This window comes from Mesorhizobium oxytropidicola (assembly GCF_056174625.1).
In genome coordinates this window covers 4,289,055-4,308,401 of record NZ_CM149692.1, presented here as the reverse complement: position 1 = coordinate 4,308,401, position 19,347 = coordinate 4,289,055, and the positions used below count along the sequence as shown (strand labels likewise).

Sequence of the window (19,347 nt, the reverse complement as noted above, 5' to 3'; positions counted from 1 at the left end):
CCGCAGCTCAATGGCGTTTGGGGTCCTTCTCCCCGATCTCGGCGTAGTCCGGTGTGTTGGCTCCAAACAAATCCTTCTCGACAGCCTTGCGCCAGACTGCATCGGCGTCCTCGGGACGCAACGGCTCAACTGCCGTCTTGGCATCACCGCTATGCGGCTCGGAGCGTCGCCGAAGCCAGGCGGGCATGATTTCCCGGATGAGGCTGGTCAGTTGGATCATTGCAAACTCCTTCCATGCGCGTGAATGGCTTGGGTGCAATCCGGTTCATTTGGCCATTGCGGCCAGCGTGGCCGCGGTCTCGCGTCTACTCATCCCGTCCAGCCAGGCCAAGGCCGCATCCACGCCGGCCAGCGCAAAAGGTGCCGCTGTCGATCCGTATGGCTTTATGCGAACCGAGATGCCGTCCAATTCGTTGACGACCTCGAACCCGTTCTCGTCTGACGTATCGTCACCGAGGAACACCGGGCGCCGTCCCTGAAAGCCGGAATTTGCATGAAGCGTCGGATCGCTGCTCCCTTCGCCGCCTCCAGCGGCATCAGTTCCACGCCGGCGTTGCCCGCCAAGACCCGATAGCCTGCGGGCAACCTGTCCAGTGCCTGTTCGACCAACTCCGTCGCGCGCTGCAACAAATGCGGCGCCGCGCGTGTATGAATGGCCAGGATCGGTCCCTTGCGTTCGATATAGACATCCGCATTGTCCAGTTCCGTCGCGATTTCGTCGGCAAGTGCGGCAATGTCAGCCGGTTCGACGGCGGCTTCGACCGCACCATCGCGCGCCAGCCTGTGCTCGAGGCCATAAAGCCCGGCGGCGCGCAATCTGAGAGGTTGGAAGAGATGGTCGACGGCGGCGATCGACCGTCCGGTGATGAACGCAAGCGCTCCGTCCAATTGCGATTCAAGCCGTGTCAACAGCATGCGCAACTCCTCACTGACGACCACCGCATCGGGATGCGCGGCATGTTCGAGAAGCGTGCCATCGATATCGAGGAACAGGCTCCATGGCCCTTGCGGGACAACGGGTTCCGGCGGGTTTGGCAATATCGACATCACAGCGCCGCCACGCGTCTGCGATCGAGCAGCGATATAACGTTGGCAGGGGCCGCTGGAGAAGCACCCACGGCACGATCGACCGCGTCACGCTTGCGCAAGCGCGCGGCATCGAGAAGCATGCTGCCCGCCCACCTGTAGACATTGTTTTCGCGCACGATCTCGCGCATGCGTCGCATGCGCTGGCGTTGCTCCTCCTCGGACATGGTCAAGGCCTGCAGCAAGGCGTCGCCCATCATTGCCGCGTCATAGGGATTGACGATCAGGGCTTCCAGCAGCTCCTTCGAGGCTCCGGCGAACATGCTGAGCAGCAGCACACCCTGTTCATCCTCGCGCGCCGCGACAAACTCCTTGGCAACCAGGTTCATGCCGTCATGCAGGCTGGTGACCATGCAGACGTCGGCGGCACGGTAGATTTCGTAGACCTGCAGCTGCGAGTGATGTTCCGTCACCATCAGGACGGGGGTGTAGCCTTCGCGGCCATAGCGCTGGTTGAGATCCTCGGCATGGAGCAGGCACTCCTCGTACAATTGTTGATAGGCAGGCAGAGTGCCGCGGCTGGGCGCCGCGATCTGCAAGAGCGCCACCTTGCCGATCCATTCCGGGTGAAGCGTCAGCAGTTCATCGAGTGCGTTGAAGCGATCGAGGATGCCCTTGGTGTAGTCGAGACGCTCAACGCCCACGCACAGCTTGACATGTTCGGCCAGGCCGAATTTCTCGCGAACCTGCCGACGGCATTGCGCGACATCTGGCAGTTTGTCCAGGTGCGGCGGCGACCACTCGATTGAAATCGGATAGGCGTGCACCAGGCTGATCTCGCCGCCATAGGAAATGGCCGAATCCTCGCGCTCGATCCTGCTTTCCAGGAAACGGTCGACGCTGTCGATGAAGTTGTTGCAATGGAACTGGGTGTGGAAGCCGACGATCGAACTGCCGAGCAGGCCCTCGAGAATCTTCTCGCGCCACGGGCAGATGCTGAACACTTCCGAATTCGGCCATGGAATGTGCCAGAAGGTGATGATGATCGCCTCCGGCAGGCGCTCGCGGATCATCCGCGGCAACAGCGCGAAATGGTAATCCTGGACCAGCACGATCGGCCGCTCGTTACGTGCTTCCGCGACAACGGTGTCGGCGAATTTGCGATTGACCGCCTCATAGGCTTCCCAATCCGAGGCGCGGAATATCGGCCGGGTGAAGGCGATATGGCAAAGCGGCCACAGGCCCTCATTGGCAAAGCCGAGATAATAACCTTGCTGCTCCTCCTCGCTCAGCCAGACGCGGCGCAGCGTGTAGGAAGGATTGTCAGGCGGCACCTCGATCCGGTCGTTCTTGTCGACCACCAGCGCGTCGGCCGAACCGCCGCCATAGGCGATCCACGTGCCCGCACAGGCGCGCGTGATCGGCTCCAGGGCGGAGACGAGCCCGCTGGCGGGTACGACCAGCTGGATGTCGTCGCCCTCGCGGTTGTGGATGTACGGCTCACGATTTGAAACGACGATCACCTGGGCATCGGGCAATTCGGTTGCCAGGATGTGACGCAGCGTTTCGGGTGACCATTGCACCAGCGCGGCAACGGCCGACTGACCGTTCTTCTCGAATTCCGGCAGTGAGCTGTGAGCGGGGCTGGCCCCCACGGCGGCAATCCGCGCGCCCCTGCGCGCCCGCACCACCATCGTCACCAGCGCGATGACCAGGACGCCGACAGCTGCAAGGGTGAAGAGCCATAATGCGAATGAAGGAACAACCAGATACGAACTGTCGTCGGACATTGAAACCGATTACCTTTCAATGGGATACCGCAGCGTCTTCGTTGACTGGGAGTTCCGGCACCCATAGTCTGGTGGTCCAACGCCTGTGGTGCGGGATGGTTCCGATTTTTCAGCTCCTGACCACGAGTGGCACCAACCCCTCATGCGGTTCGGCAAGGAAGGCGCCGACACGGTCCCCGACGCGCTGGAATGTCAGGTCCACCGACGCCTGCCCTACCGAAAGATGGCGAATGACGAGGCTATCGATGCCGATAGGCAGGCGCGGCCGGGTCACATGGATCTCGCCTGTCCAGCCATCGATCTGAAGGCCGAGGCACGATTGCATGAGCATGAAGGCCGAGCCGGCGGACCAGGCTTGCGGCAGGCAAGCCACCGGATAGGCAATCGGTGCTTCGCCGGCCGCGCGCGTGAAGCCGCAAAACAGTTCGGGCAGCCGCATGTTGAAATGAACGGCGGATTCGAAGGTTCCACTCATCAGCCGCACCACGCTGTCGCGGTTGCCGTATCGCGCCAGTCCGGTGGCGCAGATCGCGGTGTCGTGCGGCCAGATGGACCCGTTGTGATAGGACATCGGATTGAAGAAGACCGCGTCGTCCGCCAGCGTCCGCAGTCCCCAGCCGGAATGGAACGAAGCCGACAGCAGTTGGTCGGCGACCATGCGCGCCCGGTCCGGACTGGGAAGGCCGACATAAAGCAGGTGACCGGCATTGGATGTGCGCACCTTGCAGGGTTGGCCTTCGCCGTCCAGTGCCAGCGCATAATAGCCGAGGTCTTCGATCCAGAAATGGCGCTCGACTTTTTGGCGAATGGCGTCGGCGCGTATTTCCCAGCTCTCCGACCGCTCCGTTTCGCCGCGCAGCCGCGCCAGTTTCGCCAGGCCCTGGAACGCCGCGAAGACATAGCCCTGCACCTCGACCAGGGCGATCGGCCCCTTCGGAATGCGGCCATCAGCGTGAAAGACGGAATCGAAACTGTCCTTCCAGCCCTGGTTGGCAAGGCCGGATTCCGCAGCGCGCTGGTAGGTGAGGAACCCCGTCGAACGGCTCGCCGTTTCGATCCACTCGGCCGCGGCGCACAGCGATGGCCACAGCGTATCGATAAAGGCTATGTCCCCCGTGCGGTCCGCATAGGCGCAGGCAAGATGGATATAGAGCGGCGTCGTGTCGACACCGCCGTAGTAGCGGCCGAACGGCAACTCGCTGAGTGCCACCATCTCGCCCTTGCGGGTCTCGTGCATGATCTTGCCGGGTTCGGAATCGCTGAAAGGCGAGGTCTCGGTCGCCTGGTGCTGGGCGAGAAACGCCAGCACGCCCCGCGCCAGACCAGGATTGAGCCAGAGCATCTGCAAGGCTGAAATCACCCCGTCCCGGCCGAAGGCGGTGGAGAACCAGGGAATGCCGGCATAGGGATAGGGCCCGGTCGGCAGTTCGGTCGTGAGCAGCGCGACATCGGCGCGCGCCCGCGCCATCCAGTCGTTGAAAACGCGGCCAGAACTGTGCAGCGTCGCACCATGCCGTCGCTTGGCGCGCATGCCGAAACGAGCACGGGCGGCAGCAGCACGAAACCGCTGGCTTTCGGGGCGATCGTCGGTCTCGTTGCCGACTTCCACGTACAGCGTCTGACTGCTGCGCTTGGTGACGGCGATGACGAAATCCGCCCGCTCAGAGGTCAGGTGATCGGGCGTCTGCGAAAATGAAATCGCGGATGTGCGCACCACCTTGTCCAGGCCTTCGTAGCGAAGCACAACCGCGCTCTGGGCAATCACAGCCGTATGGGCCGTTCCACGCTTCGAGCGGGTCGAGCCGCGGACCTCGAACATGTCGCGAAAATCGGCGGCAAAACGCAGCGACAGCAGGATCGTCGAATGCTCCCGGCTGTAGTTGGACAGCGTTATGCGCTCATAAAGCCTTTCCTCCCACAGCAACCTGACGCGCTCGATATGAATAGCGCCTTGCGGTATCTGGCGGCCAGCGGCGCTCTCAATCGGCAGATTGGTCAGGTTGGTGGTGAACAGCACATTGTCCTGGCTGAGCGACGCACCCAGCAACGATGTCGACCGCCCACCGACGGTCAGGCGGAATTCGGAAAGCACGCGCGTGTCGTCGCGAAAGAACCCGTCCCCGACGCCGCGTATATCGCCATAGGCGTCGGCGACGACAAAGCAGTCGCCATGCTTGAGGGCGAAGAGCCTGTGCGGTTCCCGCGGCGCCGTCTCATCGAGAGACGCCAGTGCGATCGCCGGATCGAGCGTGCGCTCGTCAAGTGGGCTGATGGTCAATAGGCCTGTCCCTGTTCATTCTGAAAGGCACTTCCGTTATGAGGCCTTGACGTGACCGCCGGCGTCGACCAGCTCTGCATAAGCGGCGGCGTAATCCTGCCCCATCCTGCGGGCTGAAAAGCGCCGCTCGAACACCGCCCTGACACGCCGTCTGTCGAGTTGCAGGAGAGCCGGCATGGAGGCAACGGCATCCTCTATGGTCTCGACGACGAAACCGGTCACGCCGTGATCGACGATCTCCGGCATGGCGCCGCAACTCCAGGCCATCACAGGCGTCCCGCACGCCATCGCCTCGATCACGGCAAGGCCGAACGGCTCCGGCCAATCGATCGGGAAAAGCAGGGCGGCTGCGTTCCCGAGAAACGCCGTCTTCTGCTGCTCATTGATCTCGCCGACATATTCGATCTGTTCGCCATCGATCAGCGGTTGGACGACTTCCTCGAAATAGGCGCGATCGTCCTCACCGATCTTGGCCGCGAGCTTGAGTTTCAAGCCGGTGCGGCGGGCGATCTCGATCGCCCGGTCCGGTCGCTTGTCTCGCGACATCCTGCCGAGAAAGGCCAGATAGGTGCCATCCGAGCCGGCCTCGAAATCGGGCTCGTAGAGATTGACGGGCAGCCCGTGATGGATTGTCGCCAGCCAGTTCGCGGAGGCAAACCGTGCCCGCTGGCTGCGGGATATGGAAATCATCGGGAAGCGCGGGAACCGGTCATAGGCTTGTGCGAGATCCGCGTAATCCAACCGGCCATGCGGCGTCGTCACCGTGCGCTGCGGCATGTCGCGGAAGAACGGAAAATGCAGGAAATGGCTGAGATGGAAGTGAATGACGTCGAAATCGTCGGCCCGTTTCCTCGCCTCGTCGAGCATCGAAAGATGCGCCGCGATCTCGGATTTCAGCGGACGCGGATCGAGACGCAGCGCCCGCTCGCGGCATGGCACGAGTTTGGCGGAGGTCTTGGTGTCACCGCTGGCAAACAGCGTTACGTCGTGGCCGAGGTCGACGAGGGCTTCGGTCAGGTAGGAAATGATGCGCTCGGTGCCGCCATAGAGCCTTGGCGGCACGGATTCGTACAGTGGCGCGACATGGGCGATCTTCATGGCCCGGCCTTCCCTCAATGAGCTGGTGATAGGAGCGAAATGCTTCAGGCGCAGTATCGTTCCGGCCTGATTGCCAGATACGCCGAATGGTCGAAGAGCGTTTGATGTCCGACCTGGCCGCCCTATGTCCTTTTGGCTTGCCGAAATTTGCACTCTGCTGATGGGGGCTTAGGTGCAGGAACCGAGGCATATCGCAGCCCGACGCCTGAGCATGATCATCGAACAATATGTCGAGGCCAGAAAACGGCGTTATGACTTTGTGTCGACGGATCAGGCCGCCAGGGTGATCCGCAAGATGCTGAAACCCGCCGACCCTGCCCTCCCTGACCGCAAGCTCGACGATATGGTCGCAGCGCTCGCCGTCAAGAACGGTTTGGCGGTCGTCTTCGATCGCGGCGTCAGGGCACCGACCGAGGGCACCGAGGCCGACCTGAGCACAAAGGAACCTCCCATGCGAGCACCAACGGAGACCCCGGATGTTGCCGGCGCGGTGGATGCCATTCTGGGCACTCAGACCGCCCCGCTTTCCCAAACCACTCCGCTATCAATGAGCGCGGTGATCTCGCTGCTGCGCCAACGGACCGGCACCAAGCGGTCTGACGCGGATCTGGAAGGCCTGATCGCGAAGAAGGCCGCCGTTCTGGACGTGCATCTGTCGAGGGGGGACTAACGGCCGCTGCGCGTGGCAAAGGTTCACGAACCTTCAGCTTTTCGCCATTGGGTAACGGTTCGCTCATAGGAAAAGCCCGCCACGGGAGCGACCCGCGGCGGGCTTTTGAAGTGGCTACATCCCTAAAGGAATCGACCGCTGTATTTGCATTGTGCACCGCGTGATTGCCTTAGCCTATGGTGTGATCGCGGAAGTCTTGGCTCAAAGGCTCCCGCCCGTCTCGCTTCTGAATTGCCTCTCCCGGAGACGCTTCCCCACTCGAGACGACGTCGTCAAAAACCATTTTGTTGACCCGACATGCTCGACCTAGGGCCGCCAGTTTCGGTCTCGAACGATATTGCGTGATTTCAACTCGAAAATTGGTGAGCGCGATGGGATTCGAACCCATGACCTACTGATTAAAAGACCGTAACAAACGTACCATCTGCGCGGTTCTATGGCAGTATGCGCCATTCATGCGCCAACAAAGTCGGTAAAGCGTCGTCAATCCTCGTCACTTTGAGAACAGCGCCTTGGCTATTTTGTCCATGGCCGCGGCATGATCATCGCTAGGGAACAGATGTCCGTATCGGTCCATTGTGATTGCATATGAGGCGTGCCCGGCAAGCGTTTGCACTGCCTTCGGCTGCAGTCCTGCCTCTATCCATGTCGAAACAGCAAAGTGCCGCAGCGCATGCCACCCGATGTCTTTGACCTTGGCAGCCTCAATCAGCGGTTTCCACTGGCGACGCAGAAAATTGGTGTGGCGCGTAAAGCCTCCCTCCGTGTCTGGAAAGACAAAATCATCGACGCCACCGTGTGCGGTCTCGGCCTTCCAGCTTCGCAACGTCGAAACAATCGTTTTTCCTAGTGGAACGATGCGCTGCCCCGACTCCGATTTGGTGGTGTCAAACTCTCCGAAAGCGTCAACGCGTTCTTCGACCTTAACCGTTCGCGCCTTCAGGTCGATGTGCCGCCACCGAACAGCCCACTGCTCAGAAGCTCGAAGGCCAGTCGCCGCGGCGAATTGGATCCTCCGTTTCATATCGGCATCGCCCTTCTCTAGAATGTCGGCAAGCGCCTTCTTAGACGGAGGGACAACCTTTTCGCTCCCCTGCCCTCGCTTCCCGATTACCCTGACTCCCTTAGCCGCATTTGTCGCGACCCAATCCTGGCTTACCGCGTGCTGTAACGCGCGCGACAGGCTGCCAATGACACGCCGCACCGTGACTAAGCCAACTTCCGCGTCACGCAACTTTTCGACCAGATCGTTGACCGCACGCGCCGTCAATTCGGCGAGTTTCGTGTCTCCTAGTTCGGGCTGCGCATGGGTGACCAACTGGCCTTTCGTGTTGCGCAAATACATGGTCGTAACCTGCTCGCCTTTACCGTGTCGCTTTTCGAGGTGCTTCACGTAGGCGTCGATCGCGTCTTTGACGGTCTTGCTGGCCGCCTCAGCACGGAAGGTGCCTTTACTTATTTGACCTTCGACCTTCACGCGCTCGGCATCCGCTTCGCGCTTCTTCGCAAACTGCTCCTTGTGCCGTTCGCCTTTCTTGTCTGTGTAGGCGAGCACCCAAGCTTCTCGTTTCTCTCCCTTGCCGGTCGTCCACGTGCGCTTAGTGACAGTTGCCAACTTGACCTCCTGATTTCATGGCGCATAAAATAGCATGGCGCACGCTGGCTAACAACAGGCAGCGTTGTCAGAACCCGGCAACTGTCGAAAAACCTTGACAAAAAATGTGAAAACGCCTAATTGTTGGTCAAGTCCGCGCTTGTAGCGGCGACTCGCTTTTCCCGCCAAACCCAACGGCGGCCCTAACCCCTCAACATATACGTTTGGTAGCGCGCTTTGGCGTGCGCAATTTCCGCACCTCGTGGTGCCGGAACAGGGGAACTCATGGACCATTCGAACGACAATCAATCTGGCGACCTTCTCATGGGCGCCAGTGCAATCGCAGCGGCGCTTGGGATCACCAGGCGTCAGACATACCGCCTCATCTACGATGATATCCTGCCGACGTTTAAACTCGGCGGTACCGTATCGGCGCGCCGCTCATCGCTGGCCGCATGGCTGAAGGAACAGGAAACGAGGGCCGCCTAACCCCCTGCCCCGACTAAAAACCTCCCACGGAATCCAACCGCGGCCACCGCCCGACTACAGCCTTCACTCAGTGACTAAGAACTCTCTTCCGCCAAGGAATCGAGATGCAAATTGAAGACCTGCCTGAATCTACGATTCAGCGAATGATCGACTACACCGCAGCCTCAACAAACCTCCTACGCACCGGCAGACATGATTTCCGTATCCCCTTCATTGTCGTAGATGAATGGGCGCGGAAGGGTCACTGCGTCCTATCCACCAACCGCCTGGCGCGGGATTTCAAGTCGACGCGACGCACAATGTGCGCCGCTATCCGGCGTCTGCTCGAGGCCGGCGTAATCCGCGAGATCGACCGCACCGATGATGGGCGGCCGATATTCGAGCCGTGCCTCGAGATTGGTGACGAGTGGCGTGCCGCTAAGGAGGCGCGCGTCAATGGCACCCACTAAAGACGTCGGATCTCTCGACCAGTTCCAGCTTGCCCTGTACGCCTCCAAGGGCGCCGAACCGCCACTGAACGGCACAGACCTGACCGTGCTATTGGAGTTGATTGACCGGTTCAAAAAGAAGGATGGCGTCACCTTCCCGTCGAGCGCCGGACACTTGGCGCGCGAAACCGGACGCCCCGTTCGCAGCGTGCAGGAATCCTTGCGCCGACTTCAGGACATGCACCTTGCAGAGATTGTAGACCAAGGCACGGGCACCCGCGGCAACACCTACACATTCAATTTTGAATGGGTGCGTGAGGTAGCCGCTGAAATTAAATCTGAGATTGAATCCCGTGCGACTGCACGTAAAAAGCGCAAAAAGAAAAATCCCGCTAGCAACGCGGAAAATCGCGTAGCTACGAATGAAACTCTACCTACGCGGAAATCCGCGCCACTAAGGGATATTGTTACGCGGAAATTCGCGTACCTAACTGGTGTAGCTACGCAGAAATCCGCACCCCAAACCTACGGGGTACCTACGGGTACCTACGTAGGTGGTGCTGATGCACCGCCGTTTGGCTACGCCACGTCGGGCATCAGACCACTTAAGAAAGATGGCAAACCAGACTTCACAGTCTATCAGGATGTCGAGCGATGGGTAACGATCACCAGTGTCGACCCACAAGATCTCGAAGACGACAACGCAAAGTGTCTGACTTTCAACTACACCACAGACTGTGGCGTTCAGTCAGACATATTCATTATTACCAACAGCGACGATGAGGGCGAGCAGGCAGATGGCCAGAAGGTCCTAGGCAGCCTGCTCGATGCTGTGGGCTTAAGCGACGTAGAAACCGCTGAGGAATTAGTGGGGCGCCGCGCGCGTCTCTTGCTCCACTATCACAATGGCGGTTTCGTTAAGTGCTTGCCGCATGAAACCGAAGGCGACGCTCACGACAACATCGAGACGCCCGCCGCCGCTCCACTGAGAGTGTTTGATGGCCCCAACATTGACTATGATTGGAAACCCGCGCATCGCGACGCGAGGCCGCCCATCAAGTTTGTTCCTCGATACTCAGTTGTGCCCGAATCCGTGAAAACGGCACATGAGATGGCGAAGGATTGGGCTGCACAGTTTGACGACGACGAGGAGGCAGCATGACGATAGTCGAGACAGTCACCAAGCGCCGGATTTCGTGGGAGGCACTGTGGAAGATCAGACCAGACCTAAAACCGGCGAACGATAACGACGCGGCTTACAACTCGCCAAACTCGTCTTCGTTTCGGTCTGAGGGACTGCGCTCATAATCCAACGGAGGCTGCGGACGCAAATCAACTCGAGCCTGCGCTCGACCGACCTCCTCGCCCAGCCGGTAAGCAAGGAACAGTGCGCCGAGTCTAACAAACCATCTGAGCATGACGGGTCTCCTTGGACGGGAAAACCAAACGGACCGCAGATAGTTCCAAGGACCATTTTCTACCGTCCCGCGCATTGCGGTTCGGCTCTACCGGCCAAGCCGGCTCTCGAATGGGATGACCACCCAACATGAACAACAACCTCACGTTCATTACCAAACCGCGGCTAGCCAAGAGCAAGCTTACCGGCAAGCCAGTTACGTCGACACGCGAAGAGCGGGCCGCACGCGGGGCCAGGGCAGCCTTAGTGACTGCGCAGGCGGCATGGGCCATCGACACCCACCGCGCCCGACTAGAGCGGCCAGCCGCTAACGACAATGCCGACCCTCGCTGGCGTGGCAATCTGCCTGTCCTTCATTCCATCGCAAAGGTGGATCCGGAAGGCGCCTACGCGGTTTGGGCCTTCGGGCAGCAGTCGGTGTCGGGTGACGTGCATGGCGACGTCAGCGCGCTGTTCAACGGCGAGGACGAACCGGAGGAGCCTTACGAGTTTCACCAGGAGCGGGTGCACAAAATCCGGCCATCCATTGAGGAAATGTTCTCTGACTTGTTCCGAGTCAGGGTAGTGCACAAGCGCAGTGCGCAGGGTTGGGAACAGACATACCGCCACTCGACAGATGTCCGTGTTTTGAGCGAGGGAGCGATTGGGCTCGGTGGCATGCAATTTAACTTTCATCGCAAAGCCAGACGCCCCCCTGCAGGAGGGCTCATGGCGTCATACGTCGATCGTTACGGCGTCACCCGCCAGCCGTTTTACGATACGTCAGGAACGCGTGGTGCCGATGAGCCGGTGGCCAATCTTCGCAGGCCTACCAGTGCGCACGCGCTAGTCGCTCCGGCATGTGAGCCAGCGATGCTCTCCGAAGCGGCTGCAGGCGTTCTCGAGATGATCCTTGCCGGTTTTCACAAGTACGAGATCGGCACCTCTCACGGGTACAGCCGCGACTATGCAGACCGCGGTGCACAGCGGCATGTCAATCAAGCCGTAGCGGAAGCCAAGTCCAAGTTTCCGGCGCCCGCTCGAGTGGCCGACAACGACGATGTTAATATTTGCAAGGCTGCCGCTTAGTTGTGCCTTTTTGCGCCACGCGGGGGTGTCATTCATGAAGACATATAACCTTTAGCACCGGTCGCCTCGTCATCGTTCGGTGCTTAACGCGCTTTTTCGTGGAAGTACCGCAGGGCGCGGTCAATTCGCACCACGGGTGCGCCCTTTCCCAAATCCAGCCTCTCCCGTCGGGGCGGCTGTTGATCGACCGCCAGCCTTTAACCTGCGGGTTTGAAGGCTGGCGGTACCGCTTTTCGCCTTCTGAAAAAGGACCATTAGATGGCCACCGCGAAACCACCCAAGACTACTACCGCCGCGCTGGAGTTCGAAGCAATCCAGAGCAAGGCTGCCGGCTTCAAAGCTCGAGATCGCGAGCTTCTATCTGCACAAATCGCCTTGGAACAGACTGGCGTTCGACCTGAAGAAAGGGTTGTAGGGCCAGGCGCCCGTGACTGGGCAGCCTCGCTGCTCAGCGGCTCGGCGCTGCCAGCCGAACGTGAGCCCTCAGCCGGCGAGAGACTCCACGCCATTATCACAGAGCGCCAGGCACTTGCCCTGGCAATTGAAGCCCTCACACACAGCGAGAACCAAGCCAGGATCGCAGCCGCAGCGGAGGCTGTTCGGACCAGCGAGACTATCTGGCGAGCGATCGTGAGGCGCCGTGTCGACTCCCTGCTCGAGCTACGGCGAGCAAATGCGGCAGCCGCCAATTACCGAGAAGCGATCCAGCGCATCTCAAAAAGTAATCCCGCTCTGATCTGCGATGCGCAGAGCGGCGTTTTGTTCGGCCCACCGATCGTCGGCGCCGCCGATTACGTCTTTTAGAAGCGGCCTGTAAAGCCGGCTTTGTTACCCGTTCGGAGATCAACGATGCGACATGAAGTATTCCAAGTCGGCGCACGCCGCGCTTTCGACGGCAAGTCGCCGCAATTAGCAGAACGTGCAGGCCAGTGGGTCGCGGCGGCACTGCTTCAGAATGAAAAGGCCGCTGCCTGGTGTGGTGATCGTGGCATCGGCATCGAAAAGGCGGCTCAGGGCGAACTGGTCGGTGGATCCGGTGGCTTCACTGTGCCGGAAGAGATCGAATCCGAGATCATCGAATACCGAAATAGCCTTGCGGTTTTCAGGCAGGAAGCGCGCATCCGTCTAATGGGTTCAAGCTCACTGTCAGTGCCGAAGCGCACGGGTGCGCTGGCCGGGTACTACATCGGCGAAAATGTCGCCCCGGAGTTCTGATAACGCTTGGGGCAACATCGAGCACGTGGCGAAGAAGCCCGCGGCGCTTACCCGCCTCTCAAGCGAAATGTGGGAGGATTCCGCCGCGGATCTCGGCGCGTTCTTCGTGGAGGAACTCAGCGCTATCTTCGCGGATATGGAGGATGACGCTGGATTCAACGGCGACGGGACGTCGACCTACGCGGGCATTTCCGGCATCTGCCCCAAGTTCGTTGCTGGTCTTGGTGGCGCAAGCCAGCTTGCCGGTGCGGTCGTTGCGACCTCCGCCCATGATACGTTCGAGGAAATTGATGCAACCGACATTGCCGCTCTGATGGCGGCGCTGCCCGAACGGTACTGGACCAGTGCGAAGTTCTACGTCTCTGGGTATGGCGCCGCAAAGTGCTTTGCCAGGATCGGTGCCACGGTCGGCGGCTGGATCATGACCGCAAATGGGTTGCGGCCGATGCTCTCGTTCATGGGCTTCCCGATCGTCCTGAGCCCGAAGTTGCCCGGCTCTGGTGATCTTAGCAATCGTGTCATGATCGTTCTTGGCGACATGCGTGCCGCTGTTTCCTTCGGCTCGCGCAAGGGCGTCTCTGTGGCGGTGAGCCAAAATCGCTATTTCGACCTAGATCAAATCGGCGTCCGAGGAATCGAGCGCTACGACATCAATTGCCATGGGCTAGGCGATTCCGCGACTGCGGGGCCTCTCGTCGCGCTGATCGGGAACTAGCGCCAATGACGATGTTCGTTCCATCTGCCAAATTTGCAGAGTTGGCCACGGCTGGCTCAACGGCTGGACAGGGCGTGCGGGCAACCGCACGCGCCATGCCAGAGGCATCCGCAGGCAACCGCAAGGTTCGCTATGTCCTGTCCGACGGAAGCGTCGACCGCATGTCTGACACGATCAATCCCAATGGTTGGCAGCTCGATGAAATCAGACGCAACCCGGTCGTGCTGTTCGGGCATAAAAGCGACGAGCCGCCGATCGGCAAACTGTCAGGCCTGCAAGTGGTAGGCGGGAAGCTGATCGGCGAAGTCGAGTTCGCTGACGCGGAGACCTACGCATTCGCCGACACGATCTTTCGCCTCGTAAAGGGCGGCTACCTCCGCGCTGGATCTGTGGGCTTCATTCCAATCGAATGGAAGTTCACGACCGATCAGAGCCGAAAAGGTGGTGTCGATTTCTTGAAGCAGCAGCTTTTGGAATTCTCTGTGACCCCAGTTCCAGCAAATCCGAACGCGCTGTCAGATGCGCGCTCTAAGGGCTTGATCCCGACGTCTCACATGCGCGCCCTTGAGATAGGCACGGCGACACCGCGCCTCGATGCTGCCCGCCGCCGCTTGGCGGCGTTGAGCCGATAACGAACCAAGATTGGGCAGCCAGACGGGCAGGTCCAAACCGGCGATCGGGGATACGTCGGCCCCCGATTGCCGGCCTTTCAACAAGGAATACCAGATGCCTAACCAAGACCGAGAGATCGGCACCGTCGTCACGTGGGTCGACAACGCAGCCTTTGGCTTCATCACCCCTGACGATCACGGTCCAGATTTGTTTGTTCATATCACTAGCACTAGGGACGGGCTGCGCGTTGGCCAGCGCGTCTCATACGATAGCCAACTAGACCAGCGCACCGGCAAGCAGCGCGCAGTCGCAGTCGAGGTGATGCAATGACAGAGAAGGTACACTTCGACGGCAATGGCGATCGATTGATCGTCGAAAGCGGCGGATCCATCATCGTGAAAGCCGGCGGCATCATTCGGGCCGAGTCCGGTGCCGTCATCGACATGCCAGAGGCAGTCGAGTTCTTCGCCGGCACGACGTTCACGCTGTCACCGAGAGAGCGCTGGGTGCGAACCACAAGCGCAAGCGCTGTGTCGATCGTCGTGCCACCCTATTCGTCTGTGCCATTCCCGCCTGGGACAGAGCGCACAGTGCTTCAGGGCGGTACCGGCCAAGTCACGTTTGTTGCCGGCGATGGCGTCACCATCAACACACCTGAGACCCTGAAGATCGCCAAGCGCTACGCGACGGCCTTGGTCGTCGCGACTGAGACGCAGGATGTGTGGGATCTCGTCGGCTACCTCGAGGCGGCGTGATTGCAACCCAGGGTATAGGGGTCTCGACTGTAAATCGAGGCTTACCCCTTAGACCGCTTCGGGGCTTACCTTTGAGTTTCGTATCCCCGGTTCAACACACGCGCGCGAAGAGGCCTGACAATGGGTTCTAGAGGACCAAAATCCGCCGCAGAACTTGCTGTTGTTCCCATTTCCACGCCTGCTAGGGCCGCGCGGAAAGGTCCGTCGGCGCCGAAGCATTTGACCAAAGCGACCCGCCGATGGTGGGCCGAGGTGGTAGCCGACTTCGAGTTGGAATCGCACCACCTACGGCTACTGCAGAACGCCTGCGAAAGCTGGGACCGGGCGCAGCAAGCACGGGCAGCCCTTGCCACGCTCGGCTTGACATTCACCGACGAGAAAGGCGTGCCGCGGGCACGACCGGAAGTCTCGATCGAGCGGGATTCGATGATCAGATTCGCGCGATTAGTCAGGGAATTAGACCTTTCAGAAGGTCCAGGTGAAGGCGCTAGGCCGCCATCGCTGCGAAGCAATCGAGGTTGACATGCCAATCAAACGCCGAAAACGGAAGCTGCGCCTCGCGCGTATCACTGCGGACCTGCTTCCCGTAGTCGACCGCCTGGTCGAGTTGCAAGGCGAACACCTGGCCGCGATACGCGGCGGCGGGCAGGCGTTCTACGCAGACGGCCGGCACGATGAGCTGATCGCGCTTACCGTCGAAGTCCACGCGGCGCTCAACGTCAAGCCTTGGGAAGACGCATCCGCCATCATTGCCGAAGCGCTCGCCGCAGTGGGGGAATGACCCCCGCCACTTACTGGCCGCAACAGCCATCAAATCACAGGAATAATTCCATGAACACCGCACGCGAAATGCTCGCTACGGCGCACAAATCTATGAAGAAGGCTGCGATTGCCGCCCATGCGCTCGCGCTTGCCGACGAACTCGAAAGCCTCCGACGCGCCTTTGGCAATGCGCTCGAGGGTATGAATGCCGCCGCTGCTGCTGTCGCTTCGTTCGAAGAGCTGGTGCGCATCCTGCAGACTGACGTTCGAACCGCCAGCGCACTTTTTCAAAGCGGCAGGAAGAGCCAAGCGCGCCATCTGCTAGCGCGGATGGCCGCAGTTCCTGACTTGGACCCGATCACCTTGCCGACTTATCAGGTGGAATGGTCTGCCGCGACGATGTTTAACCCTGCAGATGCGCAGGCTCACTAGCCATGGCCGATGAAGTCGTCGTAACAGAACTCACTATCGATGCTCGCGGTGCCGAAGCCGGCTCTGCCGCCTACGTAAAGGCGATGAAGTCCGCGCAGGCCGCCTACGACAAGGCGATGGATAGCGCCAACGCCGCAACCGAGGCTGTTGCAAACAGACTACGGTTATGACTGGCGCCGCGGGCTCGATCTCGTCCACAGCCAAGGCTTGGGACCGCTTTAAGGCCAGCGTCGATCCAGTCTTTGCAGCCACCCAGCGCATGGAACGCGCTCTGCTCACCGCTGATGCCGCAGCCAAGAAACTCGGCGTCGACCAGGTTGAAATCAACCGGGTCATGGATCTCGCCCGCACTAAGCACCTCGGTACCGCTGTCGCCGTCGAGGAAGGCGCGCGAGCGGCGACTATGGGCGCCACTCAATGGGCATCGCTAGGCCACGCTGCGCGCTCTGCAGCCGAAAGCATAGCCATGGGTCAGTCGCCCATGATGGTGATGACCCAGCAGGCCAACCATCTATCCTACGCCATGAGCGGGCCACAGGGGCTAATTGCGGCGAGCGCAGGAGTGCGCGCGGCGTTTGGCACGTGGCTGACCACAATCCCCGGCATGCTCTCCACGGCAGGCGTAGCTGCTGTAGCAGCAGTTGCCGTCTACATGGCTGCTACCCGCGAGAAGATTTTGTCAGTTGATGAGATTCTTGAGGGCCATAAGAAGCTGCTCGATGAGGTGGCAAACACCTACCCGCATCTTACCGAGGCCCTGAAGAAATACGCGGACGAGGCCGCAAAGCTTCCAGGCTCCGTCATCGCTGCCGATGCAAAGACGCAGATAGAGAACGATCAACGGTCTCTGGCGGCTTCGCTAGACCATCTTAAGGTGGATCTGCGCGATCTGGCCAGGGCGTCTGACGTTGTGGGCTCGGCTGGATCGGAGGCATTTGGCAAGATCGCAGATACGATCGATGCCGGAAACGTCAATGTCGACAAGCTGGTGGCATCTGTCGGCGATCTGCGCCTCGATCCGTCACTTACGCCGGATGCGCACCACTTTGCTGATGGCCTCCAGGCCGCGGTCAACGAAGTGAAGAAGCTCCAGGACATCCTCGATAAAGACCAGGGCATAAAGCGCATTGGTCCGGACGGGCAGAAGGCCACCCAAACCCTTGCGGAGGTTTCTGCCGGCTTCAAGGACGTCTCGGCGAAGGCAGGCACTGCAGACGCCACGATCGCCAAGCTGTTCGGAGATGCCAGCGCTGGCGCCTCCAGCGGATTCGGCGTGAGCAAGTCGCTGCAGTCGACCGTTGGTCAATTCGAACAGATCGACCAGGCCGTCCAGCACGCCAGGCAGAACCAACTCCAAGGCATGCTAAGTCTGGAGCAGCAATATCGGAACACCACCACGCAGGTCGATCTTCTGAAGCAGGCCATCGCCACGGCCGGCGGCAAAGAGAATATGGCTGCTTTCTTCGATGACACCTCCAAAATCAAGGACGCCAGCGCCGACATCACCAACGCGACGTCGACCGTGACGAAACTGTTTGACGCGCTCAACCGCGGCGGAACGAGCGTTCAGAACGTCTACGCGGGCCTCGATATGGTGCGCCAGACGCTCATCCAAGACGGATTCGGGGTCGATGCCGTCAACAAGTTCATCGACAGCCTAGTCCACACGCGCATGCAGTTGGACGCCGACACGGCCGGCGCCAAGCAGCTTGGTGCCGCGGTTCAAGCCCTCAAGGACAAGACCGTCACCATAACAGTCGTGACGCAGCAGGTGGGCACAGGTACGAAGTCGATTTACGATGTGCCAGGCGGCCCTGTAGGGGTCACCAGATATGGCGGCGATGGCAATCCAAGCTTCACGCAGCAGTCCTATCAGGTGCCCAGCGGCTCCGGCACAACTGGCGTCACAGTCACACGCTTCGGCGGCACACGCGCCGCAGGCGGCCCTGTCAGTGCGCACACACCCTATTGGGTGGGCGAGCACGGTCCTGAGCTTGTTGTGCCATCAAGTGCCGGCTCCGTGGTGCCTAATAGCCAATCCTTAGCCATGGCGCAGTCCGGCTTCACAGGCCGCGATCCGACTTCGGATAGCACTCGCTACTACACCGTCTTTATGAACATCGAGGCGAACACTCGCAAGACGTTCAATGCTCTTGATGACATGAAGACTAGCGGCTCCATTGGCGGCAGTGGCGGGTCTTCGTCGGGCTCTGCCGGCACCATGACGCGCGTCGGTTCCAGCCTCTACGATTCTAACGGGAAGAACGCCGCTGGCCATACCGCAGATCAGGTTGCAGCCTATAGCAGTGTCCTTGCCAGCGCTAAGTCTAACTATTCGGCAATCGGCGGCATGGGCCTTGTCGGATACAATTCGAATGGTCTTGCGGCGACACCTGAGCAGATCGCCTATAACCTCGTCTACGGCGGCATGAAGTCGGTCGGCACGCCATCCAATTCGAGGGTCGGGCCTTCTGCGCCTACAGCACTGCATGGCGGCGATCCCTACAACGCCATGCTCAACGGCATTAGCCCAAGATCCCCAGGCTATGCAGCGGCATACGCACAGGCGCTTGCGGCATCTAACAAGGCGGCCGGATTCTCGACAGGCGGCATGATTGCGCCCGGCGACACGCAGCAGGTGAGGTTCTTCAAGAAGTCCGGAAGAGACCGTCGCCATCTTCACGCCAAACCAGATGAAGGCGATGCAGGGTGACGGGGCCAAGTCCAGCAGCAACGACAATCGGCCAATCGTCATCAACCAGACCCACAACTGGAACGGCAATGCGCCGCCTACAAAAGATAGCCAAGCCGCTATCCGCGCGGCTACCGCGGCTGGCATACGCGATGGTTTGAGGTCCGTCTATGGTCGATAACTAAACGCCGCCGACATCACGTCAAACTCCGCCTCGATCGATATTCAGATCGAGGCGGCGGTGCGTGAAAAGGGCAAGCACGCCATCTCCGCCGCCAAGGCGTGGTCGGCCCTAAAGGCCGGCAA

The 19,347-nt window shown here is 60.3% G+C and carries 19 protein-coding genes and 2 pseudogenes; 15 read left to right on the top strand and 6 right to left on the bottom strand.

The window, feature by feature from the left end:
* Nucleotides 1-7: 7 nt before the first annotated feature.
* The 5 genes and pseudogenes from AC0V8S_RS21440 to AC0V8S_RS21420 form a co-directional block, all read right to left on the bottom strand.
* Nucleotides 8-220 carry a hypothetical protein gene (locus AC0V8S_RS21440; RefSeq protein WP_183459861.1) on the bottom strand — a complete coding sequence of 71 codons (213 nt, stop codon included), beginning with the start codon at nucleotides 218-220 and terminating at the stop codon, nucleotides 8-10.
* Between the two features lie 45 nt (nucleotides 221-265).
* Nucleotides 266-1,047: pseudogene (otsB, locus tag AC0V8S_RS21435) on the bottom strand (trehalose-phosphatase).
* Nucleotides 1,047-2,816: an alpha,alpha-trehalose-phosphate synthase (UDP-forming) gene (locus AC0V8S_RS21430; protein ID WP_183459863.1), complete on the bottom strand. Its 1,770-nt coding sequence runs from the start codon at nucleotides 2,814-2,816 to the stop codon at nucleotides 1,047-1,049. Before AC0V8S_RS21430 ends, otsB begins: the two are co-directional and overlap by 1 nt.
* A 109-nt stretch (nucleotides 2,817-2,925) precedes the next feature.
* Nucleotides 2,926-5,088, bottom strand: a complete 2,163-nt coding sequence (locus tag AC0V8S_RS21425) for an amylo-alpha-1,6-glucosidase (protein WP_475438670.1) — start codon at nucleotides 5,086-5,088, stop codon at nucleotides 2,926-2,928.
* A gap of 42 nt (nucleotides 5,089-5,130) precedes the next feature.
* Complete coding sequence (locus tag AC0V8S_RS21420; RefSeq protein WP_475433197.1) at nucleotides 5,131-6,192, bottom strand: glycosyltransferase family 4 protein; 1,062 nt, start codon at nucleotides 6,190-6,192, stop codon at nucleotides 5,131-5,133.
* 211 nt (nucleotides 6,193-6,403) lie between these two features.
* Between AC0V8S_RS21420 and AC0V8S_RS21415 the strand changes: the two genes are divergently transcribed.
* Nucleotides 6,404-6,862: a hypothetical protein gene (locus AC0V8S_RS21415; protein WP_475433194.1), complete on the top strand. Its 459-nt coding sequence runs from the start codon at nucleotides 6,404-6,406 to the stop codon at nucleotides 6,860-6,862.
* Nucleotides 6,863-7,355: 493 nt separating this feature from the next.
* Here AC0V8S_RS21415 and AC0V8S_RS21410 read toward each other — a convergent pair whose 3' ends face one another.
* Nucleotides 7,356-8,477: a tyrosine-type recombinase/integrase gene (locus AC0V8S_RS21410; protein WP_475433191.1), complete on the bottom strand. Its 1,122-nt coding sequence runs from the start codon at nucleotides 8,475-8,477 to the stop codon at nucleotides 7,356-7,358.
* A 264-nt stretch (nucleotides 8,478-8,741) separates the two neighbouring features.
* Here AC0V8S_RS21410 and AC0V8S_RS21405 point away from each other — a divergent pair, with 264 nt between their 5' ends.
* The 14 genes and pseudogenes from AC0V8S_RS21405 to AC0V8S_RS21340 all read left to right on the top strand — a co-directional run bounded on the left by AC0V8S_RS21405 (nucleotide 8,742) and on the right by AC0V8S_RS21340 (nucleotide 19,062).
* Nucleotides 8,742-8,945 carry a helix-turn-helix transcriptional regulator gene (locus AC0V8S_RS21405; RefSeq protein WP_475433189.1) on the top strand — a complete coding sequence of 68 codons (204 nt, stop codon included), beginning with the start codon at nucleotides 8,742-8,744 and terminating at the stop codon, nucleotides 8,943-8,945.
* A gap of 104 nt (nucleotides 8,946-9,049) precedes the next feature.
* Nucleotides 9,050-9,394: a hypothetical protein gene (locus AC0V8S_RS21400; protein WP_475433186.1), complete on the top strand. Its 345-nt coding sequence runs from the start codon at nucleotides 9,050-9,052 to the stop codon at nucleotides 9,392-9,394.
* Nucleotides 9,381-10,535 carry a hypothetical protein gene (locus AC0V8S_RS21395; RefSeq protein WP_475433184.1) on the top strand — a complete coding sequence of 385 codons (1,155 nt, stop codon included), beginning with the start codon at nucleotides 9,381-9,383 and terminating at the stop codon, nucleotides 10,533-10,535. Before AC0V8S_RS21400 ends, AC0V8S_RS21395 begins: the two co-directional genes overlap by 14 nt.
* Nucleotides 10,536-10,919: 384 nt before the next feature.
* Nucleotides 10,920-11,858, top strand: a complete 939-nt coding sequence (locus AC0V8S_RS21390; RefSeq protein ID WP_475433182.1) for a hypothetical protein — start codon at nucleotides 10,920-10,922, stop codon at nucleotides 11,856-11,858.
* A gap of 258 nt (nucleotides 11,859-12,116) precedes the next feature.
* On the top strand, nucleotides 12,117-12,662 hold the full coding sequence (locus AC0V8S_RS21385) for a hypothetical protein (RefSeq protein WP_475433180.1): 546 nt from the start codon (nucleotides 12,117-12,119) through the stop codon (nucleotides 12,660-12,662).
* Nucleotides 12,663-12,707: 45 nt separating this feature from the next.
* Nucleotides 12,708-13,788 (top strand): annotated as a pseudogene (locus AC0V8S_RS21380) (phage major capsid protein).
* A 5-nt stretch (nucleotides 13,789-13,793) separates the two neighbouring features.
* Nucleotides 13,794-14,420 (top strand): HK97 family phage prohead protease, encoded by a 627-nt coding sequence (locus AC0V8S_RS21375; RefSeq protein WP_475433177.1) that lies wholly within the window; start codon nucleotides 13,794-13,796, stop codon nucleotides 14,418-14,420.
* Nucleotides 14,421-14,430: 10 nt separating this feature from the next.
* Nucleotides 14,431-14,730 carry a cold-shock protein gene (locus AC0V8S_RS21370; RefSeq protein WP_475433175.1) on the top strand — a complete coding sequence of 100 codons (300 nt, stop codon included), beginning with the start codon at nucleotides 14,431-14,433 and terminating at the stop codon, nucleotides 14,728-14,730.
* On the top strand, nucleotides 14,727-15,155 hold the full coding sequence (locus AC0V8S_RS21365) for a hypothetical protein (RefSeq protein ID WP_475433173.1): 429 nt from the start codon (nucleotides 14,727-14,729) through the stop codon (nucleotides 15,153-15,155). Before AC0V8S_RS21370 ends, AC0V8S_RS21365 begins: the two co-directional genes overlap by 4 nt.
* A gap of 120 nt (nucleotides 15,156-15,275) precedes the next feature.
* Complete coding sequence (locus AC0V8S_RS21360; RefSeq protein WP_475433171.1) at nucleotides 15,276-15,677, top strand: P27 family phage terminase small subunit; 402 nt, start codon at nucleotides 15,276-15,278, stop codon at nucleotides 15,675-15,677.
* Between the two features lies 1 nt (nucleotide 15,678).
* Complete coding sequence (locus AC0V8S_RS21355) at nucleotides 15,679-15,936, top strand: hypothetical protein (protein WP_475433170.1); 258 nt, start codon at nucleotides 15,679-15,681, stop codon at nucleotides 15,934-15,936.
* Between the two features lie 50 nt (nucleotides 15,937-15,986).
* A complete protein-coding gene (locus AC0V8S_RS21350; protein WP_475433168.1) occupies nucleotides 15,987-16,349 on the top strand; it encodes a hypothetical protein in 363 nt (120 codons plus the stop codon).
* Between the two features lie 2 nt (nucleotides 16,350-16,351).
* On the top strand, nucleotides 16,352-16,519 hold the full coding sequence (locus AC0V8S_RS21345) for a hypothetical protein (protein ID WP_475433166.1): 168 nt from the start codon (nucleotides 16,352-16,354) through the stop codon (nucleotides 16,517-16,519).
* A complete protein-coding gene (locus AC0V8S_RS21340) occupies nucleotides 16,516-19,062 on the top strand; it encodes a hypothetical protein (protein WP_475433165.1) in 2,547 nt (848 codons plus the stop codon). The genes AC0V8S_RS21345 and AC0V8S_RS21340 overlap by 4 nt, the downstream gene beginning before the upstream one ends.
* Nucleotides 19,063-19,347: the final 285 nt, after the last annotated feature.

What these genes read in the sequence shown, in the direction of transcription:
- AC0V8S_RS21405 (WP_475433189.1), top strand. Translation starts at nt 8,742, where the DNA reads ATGGACCATTCGAACGACAATCAATCTGGCGACCTTCTCATGGGCGCC.
- AC0V8S_RS21360 (WP_475433171.1), top strand. Translation starts at nt 15,276, where the DNA reads ATGGGTTCTAGAGGACCAAAATCCGCCGCAGAACTTGCTGTTGTTCCC.
- AC0V8S_RS21420 (WP_475433197.1), bottom strand. Translation starts at nt 6,192, where the DNA reads ATGAAGATCGCCCATGTCGCGCCACTGTACGAATCCGTGCCGCCAAGG.
- AC0V8S_RS21440 (WP_183459861.1), bottom strand. Translation starts at nt 220, where the DNA reads ATGATCCAACTGACCAGCCTCATCCGGGAAATCATGCCCGCCTGGCTT.
- AC0V8S_RS21390 (WP_475433182.1), top strand. Translation starts at nt 10,920, where the DNA reads ATGAACAACAACCTCACGTTCATTACCAAACCGCGGCTAGCCAAGAGC.
- AC0V8S_RS21415 (WP_475433194.1), top strand. Translation starts at nt 6,404, where the DNA reads ATGATCATCGAACAATATGTCGAGGCCAGAAAACGGCGTTATGACTTT.
- AC0V8S_RS21375 (WP_475433177.1), top strand. Translation starts at nt 13,794, where the DNA reads ATGACGATGTTCGTTCCATCTGCCAAATTTGCAGAGTTGGCCACGGCT.
- AC0V8S_RS21385 (WP_475433180.1), top strand. Translation starts at nt 12,117, where the DNA reads ATGGCCACCGCGAAACCACCCAAGACTACTACCGCCGCGCTGGAGTTC.
- AC0V8S_RS21355 (WP_475433170.1), top strand. Translation starts at nt 15,679, where the DNA reads ATGCCAATCAAACGCCGAAAACGGAAGCTGCGCCTCGCGCGTATCACT.
- AC0V8S_RS21400 (WP_475433186.1), top strand. Translation starts at nt 9,050, where the DNA reads ATGCAAATTGAAGACCTGCCTGAATCTACGATTCAGCGAATGATCGAC.
- AC0V8S_RS21345 (WP_475433166.1), top strand. Translation starts at nt 16,352, where the DNA reads ATGGCCGATGAAGTCGTCGTAACAGAACTCACTATCGATGCTCGCGGT.
- AC0V8S_RS21365 (WP_475433173.1), top strand. Translation starts at nt 14,727, where the DNA reads ATGACAGAGAAGGTACACTTCGACGGCAATGGCGATCGATTGATCGTC.
- AC0V8S_RS21395 (WP_475433184.1), top strand. Translation starts at nt 9,381, where the DNA reads ATGGCACCCACTAAAGACGTCGGATCTCTCGACCAGTTCCAGCTTGCC.
- AC0V8S_RS21430 (WP_183459863.1), bottom strand. Translation starts at nt 2,816, where the DNA reads ATGTCCGACGACAGTTCGTATCTGGTTGTTCCTTCATTCGCATTATGG.
- AC0V8S_RS21340 (WP_475433165.1), top strand. Translation starts at nt 16,516, where the DNA reads ATGACTGGCGCCGCGGGCTCGATCTCGTCCACAGCCAAGGCTTGGGAC.
- AC0V8S_RS21350 (WP_475433168.1), top strand. Translation starts at nt 15,987, where the DNA reads ATGAACACCGCACGCGAAATGCTCGCTACGGCGCACAAATCTATGAAG.